Raw genomic sequence first — 8,605 nt, 5'->3', positions numbered from 1 at the left:
CAGCGTCGATCTCTGGCACGCCAAACGCCAGGCAGCCGACTTTCCGCACATGACCGGTTTCCATCAACGCGATACGCTCACGCAGATCTATAAGAACACTTTCAAGGGCAGCAGTCATCCATCACGGCTCCCTTCAAGGTCGTGTTAGCAGGCTGAGATCAGTTTGCAGATGTTCTGTTTTTGTTCCTACTTAACAAAAGAGTCAAGCGGCAAAAAACGCAGGAATATTATCCCAATCCAGTAAAATGCGCAGAATCCTCTTGAGAATCAGCCGGGTAGCGATTTCCAAATAATTTCACTCTCTACCGACACTTTTGACCTCACCGGTGGATTGCGGGACAAACTCAGGTTCGTCAAAGTGTCATTAAGCTTTTCTACACAACGGAAATCAATTTGGCCCATGGGCTGGCAACCGAAAACTTGATCACTATCGTTGCGGCGCCCTGCGGGACCATCAGGACAGTAGTTCTGCGAGAACCTGTTCAGGCGAGTTGACCCCAACCTAGCTCAGCACTGGTTCCGGCGTTTTTTTTCCAGTCTCGACGAGGAAAATAGGCGGCAAACCATATATTGCCAAAAAAGCCGAATATTGGGACAGCAAACATTTTTTCTCTGTGTCTTGGACTGTGTTAATTCGGACTTTTCTCCCTCCGTTTCTTTGCGAACCCGCGATCAGTAGCGATGAAGCGCTCCAGCATCGGCACGATCAGCCGGACGGGATCGGCGGCGGGCTGGCCACTCTCGCGGGCCAGCACTTCGGCATAGGCGATCAGATCACGGTCGAGTTCGCCCGGCAGCTCAACCGTCATTTTGACGGGTTTATCCTCAACAAGCGGCCCGAGTTTCAGCTTCGTCATGGTCAATTCCTGTAAGGTTCTAGTACGAGATCTCGGGTGACGATGACCCTGAGCGGATAGCCAGGCCGGATGGTCAGCGTTGGGGCAACCTGCAACTGGCGCTGGACGATCTGCTGCCCGGCCTGATTAATGGTGTCCTGTGCCCCGTCGCGGATGGCGCGGATCAAGCGGTTTTCGTCGTCGGTCGCCAGTTCTGTGCCGATGCCGAGCAGTGTGGACAGGCCGGCAGCCTTCATCAGATCCCGCCAGTGATAATCGACGCCATCCTCCAAACCTGCATAACCGGAAGCGTCTGCACCGGGCTGGCGCTCCAGGACGATGGAACGGCCATTGGGCAGGATCAAGCGGTTCCAGACCAGTAGCACGCGGCGCTGCCCAAACTGCACACCGGCGTCATACTGGCCGATAATGCGCGTTCCCTGCGGGATCAGGAGCAATGCGCCGGTCGGACTGTCATAGACATTTTCCGTGACCTGCGCGGTGAGCTGGCCAGGAAGGTCCGAGCGAATGCCGGTAATCATCGCCGCCGGGATTACTGCCCCGGCTTGAAGGATGTAGGGCGATGCTGGCGCCATGATCCGGTCGGTGGCGACGGTCTGGCGATCCACCGGACCATTCAGAAATGCCGTGTGCCGGTCCTGCGTTGCGGGCTGACCGCCAAGGTCAAGGCCAGCAAGGCCGGGCATAATGGAGCCAGGTGTCATCGTCGTTCTTTGGCCCGACTGAAAAAACACGGTGCTGAGACGTGCGGCTTCTTCCTCGGCCAAACGGCGCTCCTCGGCGGGATCACGGGCGGGCGCAGCCATAGCGGGCGGCGTAACGCGCTGCCCCCTGTTCTGGGCGTCGAGGATCGGGCCGCCGAGGTCGCCCGGTAAAGCTGGTCCCAAGACGGGGCCGGTATAATCGCGCGGCAGACCGGCCAGCCCGTCCGCTGTGGCGCGGTTCTCGGTGGAATAGAGTTCCTCGCCATTTCCACTCATATCGCGGGTCTGGAGCGCATAGATCAATGCGCCGCCAATACCGAGGAGGGCGACGGCGCCCACACCGGCCAGCATCTTGCGCGACAGGCGGGTGACGCGCGGCGGCTCGGCGCGCAGGCGCATAGGAGGTGCGTTGGTGGTCGTCTCTTCGCTCATAACGGATTCTCTCCCGTTTTCGCGGGATGGGCGGCCTGCCTTTGTTCAACGCGGACAATCCTGACGGTCTGCTGGCGATCGCCGCTGCCAAGGCGCAGCTCGGCAGCACCGAACAGGCGATCCACGATCAGGATGTTCTGGTGAATGCGGCTGTTGACGATCTGCGTTTCACCCTCGGAGCCGATGACGAAGATCGGCGGCATCTCGCCTTGCACGATGCCACGCGGGAAAACGACATAGACACGGCGGCCATCGTCGAAGACGGAAATTGGCCGCCATGGTGGCGTGTCTCCGGTCAGTCCGTAACGATAGTTTCGTGCCGTCTCGACAGGGAGGATGGGCGCTGAGAGAACGGTCTGGCGCTGGCCAGCAGGTAGCGCGGGATAGGCCCAGGCCACAGCGGGCATATAGAGTGTCTCGCGGGCGCGCAGCTCGATCATGTAGGTGCGCCGGTCGGTCGTTACCACGAGATTGGTGGAGATGTCGGATCGGGAAGGCTTCACGAGTATATGGACTCGGCGGCTTGTACCCGATCCACTTTCGGTATCACCAATGATCCATCGGGCGGTGTCGCCCGCCGCAATCGGTCCCGCACCAGTCAGGCTTTCGCCCGGTTCCAGCGCGATTACCGTGATCTGTCCCGGTGCGGTATAGACCTGATAGAGAGCGCCTTCCGACCACGGATAGATCTGGATGGCGTTGTAATAGCCTTCCCTGCGCGGTTCGACGCGGGCGGCGGCATTGGCATTCTCTACCCGGCCAGTCGGTGTTCCGGCAGCGGTTCCGCCACGCGCGGCCGTCCATGCGGGCGGCGTGTGCAAAGGCCGGGGCCGGTCGTCGGTAACGGCTGCCGGCACCGCGGGCAACGCGGGTACATCGGCATCATAGCTGAACTGCGGGGTGCGGTTGGTTGCGCAACCGGCCAGCATGGTGGCGGACAGTAGCAAAGCCGCCAAAGCGGGTTTACGGAGAACCGGCAAGCCGGAATTACGAACCATTGTGCGGGTCATTGGCTCATCTCCCGCGCCCATGAAATTGCATTAACGTAAATGCCGAGCGGATTGGCGCGCAGGCGTTCAGCATCGCGTGGCGTCTGGATCACGATGGTCAGGATCGCCGTCCAGCGTTCGGTGGTGGAGAGCTGGCCGTTTTCGTAATGGCGCTCGGTCCAGGCGACACGGAAGCTGTCATTCGAGGCTCGGATCACCGACGACACCTCGACCGCAATCTGCTGCCGTCCGACCTTGGTGAACGGGTCATTGGCACGGGCATAATCATTGAGGGTCGCAGCACCCCGATCCGTAGTGAACTCATAGGCGCGCAGCCAGTTCTGGCGAACGATGATGGCGTCGGACGCGATCGAGCGCGTCTGCTCGATGAAGCGGCCGAGATGGAATGCTATCTGCGGATCGGTCGGGCGATAGTCAGCCACGGCAGGCGCGACGGCTTGTGACTGGCCGAGATTATCGACCTGTACCACCCAGGGAACGACCGTCCCCCGCGCCGATTGCCAGATCAGGGCAGAGGCGAAACCGGCCGAGAGGATCAGCGAGCCGAAGGCCATGATGCGCCAGTTCTTTGCCTGCACGCGAGCCGAGCCGATACGCTCGTCCCAAGCTTGGGCAGCTTTCTGATAGGGCGTCTCGGGTTCGGGCGATTTGCCGTAATGGGCCGATGGACGTTTGAAGATGTTCATGAGCGGTCACTTTCAGAAAGATTGATGGAGGAGCCGCCGCCATGGCTGTCGCCGGAGCGCACGGCATGGGCGGCCATCGACGTGCCGTGGCTGAGTGTCTGTTTGCGCTGCATCTGCTTTGCCCATGCCGGAAAACCGCCAGCCTGAGTTGCGGGTGATGGGGCAGCGTTCGCGGCCTCGCTCGCGCCTCCGACTGTTCCAGCCGTCGAAGACCCGCCGCTGACGCCGAAACCGGCACGCGCTCCATCGGAAAAGCTGGACTGGACGCTTTCCGATGCCTTCGAGGCGGCACGTTTCAGGGGCGATGCGGCGGCGGAGCCTGCGGCACGGGCAACACCACCCAGACCGGAGGCGACACTGGCTGCGCCGGATTGGCCAAGCGAACCGACACTGTAGGCGGCGCTCGCTGCACCTGCGGCGGTGGCACCACCCCGCACGGCAGCCGCTCCACCAGAGAGCGCTGCGGCTCCTCCCTTCTCGGCCATGCCAGCGGCCGCACCCCCGGCAAGGATCATGCCGCCTGCGGCAAGGCCGGTTCCAACGGCAGCACCTGCGCCAAGCTGCGGGCCGCCGGAAACCAGCCCGGAAGCGATGCCGGGACCGAATATGCCAAGGCCGAGAAGGGAAAGTGCGGCCAGCACGATCGCCATGGCGTCGTCGATGGTCGGCGTCACGCCGCCGGAGCCTGCCGTGAACTGTGAAAACAGCGTCGATCCAATGCCGATGATGACGGCCAGGACGAGTACCTTGATGCCGGACGAGACTACATTGCCGAGAACGCGCTCGGCCATGAAGGCGGTCTTGCCGAAGAGGCCGAAGGGAATCAGCACAAACCCGGCTAGCGTGGTCAGCTTGAACTCGATCAGCGTGACAAAGAGCTGCACGGCGAGAATGAAGAAGGCTAGCAGCACCAGCGCCCAGGCGAACATCAGGCAGGCTATCTGGATGAAATTCTCGAAGAACGACCAGTAGCCCATCATATCGGAGATGGATTCGAGCAGCGGGCGACCAGCATCAAGGCCGGTCTGCGCCACCTTGCCGGGACGCAGCAGATCGGCGGCGGAGAAGCTGGTGCCTGATCCCTTGAGGCCCAGACCGGCAAAGCTGTCGAAGATGATCTGGGCGAGATTGTTCCAGTTGCCGATCAGATAGGCGAAGACGCCCACGAAGAGCGTCTTCTTGACCAATCGCGCGATGATGTCGTCGTCGGCACCCCAAGACCAGAACAGTGCCGCCAGCGTCACGTCGATGACGATCAGCGTGGTGGCGATGAAGGCGACTTCCCCGCCAAGCAGACCAAAGCCACTGTCGATATAGCTGGTGAATACGCCTAGAAACGAGTCGATGACGCCGGTGCCACCCATGGTTCACTCTCCCCCGTTCTGATGCGGGGCGGTGGGCACCGGCGTCCGGCCGAGAAAGCGGTCGCGGTTCTCCGCCCAGGTGGCGAGGCAATCGGGTTCGCTCGCGGCGGCCTCGCCAAGACGCTGACAATCGCGCAGGCTCTGGCGCAGCGGATCGGCAGAGGGCTGAAGCGAAGGAGCCGGACGGTTCTGCGCAGGTTCATCCTCACGGGTCATTTCGATCACCGTGGCGGTGATGGCGATAGCCACGAATATGATCGCGCCCAGCCGGGCCAGCATCTTGCCGTCCATTTCACGCCCCTCCTGTCCGGTCAGTTGTTGCCGTTGCCGAACATCCGGGCGTTGCCCGGCTGGTAGCCCGATCCCGGCGTCAGGAAGCGCTCGCGCTGGACACGGCCCTGTTCGGCAGCGGTGGCGCGCTCGGCCTCGACCAGCGCTTCCGAGCGGCCATTGGCCGACATCAGCGCGATCAGGTCGGAAAGCTGCTGCGACTGGAGGGCGAGAAGCTGGTTGCCCGCTTGCGTTGCCTGCAAGGCGCCAGTGGCGTTCTGGCTCTGGCCGACCAGAGCCGACATCTCGGCGCGGTTGGTGTCGATATTGCCGACCGCACCAGCCTGCACGCGCATGGCATCCTGCAAACCGCCAACTGTGTTCTGCCAGCGCGAACGGGCATCCGCGACAAGCTGGGTGTCGGTGGCCGACGGCGAGACATTGCCGTATTTTTGGCTGAACATCTGATCGACGTTCTGCACGTCGAAGGCGATGTTCTGGGCCTGGCTCAGGAGCTGCTGCGTGCGCTGGACGTTCTGCTGCAACGCCTGAAGCGAGGAATATGGCAGGCTCGCCAGATTCTTCGCCTGATTGATGAGCATCTGCGCCTCGTTCTGAAGCGACGTGATCTGGTGGTTGATCTGCTCCAGCGTGCGCGCGGCCGTGAGCAAGTTTTGCGCATAGTTGGTCGGATCATAGACGATGCGGCCGAAGCCGAACTGCGCATGGGCCGGACTGGTCAGCAAGGGCGAGAGCGCAAGCGGCGCGGCAAGCAGTGTTGCCGCCATGAGCATGGCCCGCGAACGGGAAAGACGGATAGTCATGGTCAGGACTCCTTTTCGGTCTGGGGGATGAGATTGGTGAGATCGGGGATCAGCTCCGCCGCCCATTCGACGCCGCGCTCCCGTAGCCAGGCGGTGAGGAAGCCCTCCTGCCCATGCTCGGCGACGAGAGCGGCGATGCGGGTCTGATCGGTTTTGGATGACGCACCGCAGAGCGCGAGGCCGACTTCGGAAAGACCCAGCTCGAACAAGCGGTTGCCACGGCGCGACTGGCAGTAATAATCCCGCTTGGGCGTTGCCCGCGCGAGGATCTCGATCTGCCGGTCATTCAGCCCGAACCGCCGATAGATCGAGGTGATCTGTGGCTCGATCGCCCGTTCGTTCGGCAGAAGCAGCCGTGTCGGGCAGCTTTCGATGATGGCGGGCGCGATATTGCTCCCGTCAATGTCCGAGAGCGACTGCGTTGCGAAGATGACGGAAGCGTTTTTCTTGCGGAGCGTCTTCAGCCATTCGCGGAGCTGATTGGCGAAACCCTCGTCATCCAGCGCCAGCCAGCCTTCGTCGATGATGAGCAGGGTTGGCCGACCATCGAGCCGGTCGCCGATCCGATGAAACAGATAGGCCAGCACTGCCGGCGCAGCGCCCGTGCCCACCAGTCCCTCGATCTCGAAGGCTTGCACATCGGCATGGCCGAGATGTTCGGCCTCGGCATCGAGCAACCGGCCATAGGCACCGCCAATGCAATAGGGTCGCAGCGCCTGCTTGAGGTCGTTGGATTGCAGGAGAACCGCAAGGCCCGTGATGGTGCGCTCATTGACGGGGGCGGATGCGAGCGAGGTCAGAGCCGTCCAGATATGCTCCTTCACCTCCGGCGTGATGGTCATGCCTTCTCGCATCAGGATGGCGGCGATCCAGTCAGCGGCCCATGGCCGCTCATAAGCGTCATCAATTCGCGCGAGCGGTTGCAGGGAGACGGAAACCTCCGATCCCTCGGTCAACCCGCCGCCGAGATCATGCCAGTCGCCACCCATGGCGAGCGCAGATGCCCGGATCGATCCCCCGAAATCGAAGGCGAAGATCTGGCTGCGTTCATAGCGGCGGAATTGCAAGGCCATGAGGGCGAGGAGCACGGACTTGCCCGCGCCGGTCGGGCCGACGACGAGGGTATGGCCCACGTCGCCGACATGAAGGGAAAGCCGGAACGGCGTCGAACCTTCGGTCTTGCCGTACAGCAAGGGGGGCGCTCCGAGGTGTTCGTTCCGTTCCGGTCCCGCCCACACGGCCGATAGCGGGATCATGTGGGCAAGGTTAAGCGTCGAGATTGGCGGCTGCCGGACATTGGCGTAGGCATGTCCGGGGATCGAGCCAAGCCAGGCATCGACGGCATTAACGGTTTCGGGCATGGCCGTGAAATCACGGCCCTGAATGATCTTCTCGACCAGACGCAGCTTTTCATCAGCGATACGCGGATCGGCATCCCAGACTGTGACGGTCGCTGTGACATAGGCCATGCCCGCGACGTCAGCGCCCAGTTCCTGCAAGGCCATGTCGGCATCGAGCGCCTTGTTGGACGCATCGGTGTCCAACAGTGCCGATTTTTCGTTGGTCATCACCTCCTTGAGGATCGCAGCGATGGACTTGCGCTTGGCAAACCATTGGCGGCGGATTTTGGTCAGCAGCTTCGTCGCGTCCGTCTTGTCCATCACGATGGCGCGGGTTGACCAGCGATACGGGAAAGCGAGCCGGTTCATCTCGTCGAGCAGGCCAGGCGTGGTCGCTGTCGGGAAGCCAATGATAGTCAGAACGCGCAGATGCTGATCGCCGAGGCGCGGCTCCAGTCCGCCGGTCAGTGGCTGATCGGCGAGCAGCGCATCGAGGTGCATAGGCACTTCAGGCACGCGCACTCGATGACGGTTGGTGGAAATCGCCGAATGGAGGTAGGTCAGCGTGCCAGCGTCATCGAGCCAGCGGCATTCCGGCATGAAGCCGTCGAGCAGCGCCAGCACGCGGTCAGTGCGGTCGATGAAGCCGCTCATTAGCTCCCATGGATTGACGCCGGATTGCTCGCGGCCCTCATAGAGCCAGGCTTCGGCGCGTGCGGCATCTTCGGCGGGCGGAAGCCAGAGGAAGGTCAGGAAATAGCCGGACACGAAATGCGTACCCGCTTCCTCGAACCCGGCCTTGCGCTCGGCATCGACCAGTGCGGAAGCCGCATCTGGAAAACGGCTATCGGGATAGATTGCGGCCTCGGAACGCTGCGCCTCGACGAAGATAGACCAGCCGGAGCCAAGACGGCGCACGGCGTTGTTGATGCGACCGGCAACCGCAACCAGTTCGGCGGCGACAGCAGAATCCAGATCCGGCCCGCGAAACTTCGCGGTCCTCTGGAAGCTGCCGTCCTTGTTCAGCACAATGCCGGGGCCGATCAGGGCTGCCCATGGCAGGTAGTCGGAAAGGCGAGCGGAGGTGCGGCGATATTCGGTGATGTTCATCATGCCCG

The 8,605-nt window shown here is 62.2% G+C and carries 8 protein-coding genes; all 8 read right to left on the bottom strand.

The annotated features are described in order from the left end of the window. Positions 1-629 precede the first annotated feature (629 nt). The 8 genes from EYC79_RS01025 to trbE are packed head-to-tail and all read right to left on the bottom strand — an operon-like array spanning position 630 to position 8,600. Positions 630-857 carry a DUF2274 domain-containing protein gene (locus tag EYC79_RS01025; protein ID WP_130976927.1) on the bottom strand — a complete coding sequence of 76 codons (228 nt, stop codon included), beginning with the start codon at positions 855-857 and terminating at the stop codon, positions 630-632. 2 nt (positions 858-859) lie between these two features. Next, a complete protein-coding gene (locus EYC79_RS01020) occupies positions 860-1,960 on the bottom strand; it encodes a TraB/TrbI/VirB10 family type IV secretion system protein (protein WP_472240645.1) in 1,101 nt (366 codons plus the stop codon). Positions 1,961-1,989: 29 nt separating this feature from the next. After that, entirely contained in the window at positions 1,990-3,003 is a 1,014-nt protein-coding gene (trbG, locus tag EYC79_RS01015; RefSeq protein ID WP_130976925.1) for a P-type conjugative transfer protein TrbG, read from the bottom strand. Next, positions 3,000-3,689, bottom strand: coding sequence for a conjugal transfer protein TrbF (trbF, locus tag EYC79_RS01010; protein WP_130976924.1), 690 nt, complete (start codon positions 3,687-3,689; stop codon positions 3,000-3,002). The genes trbG and trbF overlap by 4 nt, the downstream gene beginning before the upstream one ends. Further along, positions 3,686-5,053 carry a P-type conjugative transfer protein TrbL gene (trbL, locus tag EYC79_RS01005; RefSeq protein ID WP_130976923.1) on the bottom strand — a complete coding sequence of 456 codons (1,368 nt, stop codon included), beginning with the start codon at positions 5,051-5,053 and terminating at the stop codon, positions 3,686-3,688. Before trbL ends, trbF begins: the two co-directional genes overlap by 4 nt. A gap of 3 nt (positions 5,054-5,056) precedes the next feature. Beyond that, on the bottom strand, positions 5,057-5,344 hold the full coding sequence (trbK-alt, locus tag EYC79_RS01000) for a putative entry exclusion protein TrbK-alt (RefSeq protein ID WP_130976922.1): 288 nt from the start codon (positions 5,342-5,344) through the stop codon (positions 5,057-5,059). 20 nt (positions 5,345-5,364) lie between these two features. Continuing rightward, entirely contained in the window at positions 5,365-6,147 is a 783-nt protein-coding gene (gene trbJ / locus EYC79_RS00995) for a P-type conjugative transfer protein TrbJ (RefSeq protein WP_130976921.1), read from the bottom strand. A gap of 2 nt (positions 6,148-6,149) precedes the next feature. After that, a complete protein-coding gene (gene trbE / locus EYC79_RS00990) occupies positions 6,150-8,600 on the bottom strand; it encodes a conjugal transfer protein TrbE (RefSeq protein WP_130976920.1) in 2,451 nt (816 codons plus the stop codon). Between the last annotated feature and the right edge of the window lie 5 nt (positions 8,601-8,605).

It is taken from the genome of Agrobacterium cavarae (assembly GCF_004310285.1).
Taxonomy (GTDB): Bacteria; Pseudomonadota; Alphaproteobacteria; order Rhizobiales; family Rhizobiaceae; genus Agrobacterium; species Agrobacterium cavarae.
This window is presented reverse-complemented; position numbering and strand designations above follow the sequence as displayed.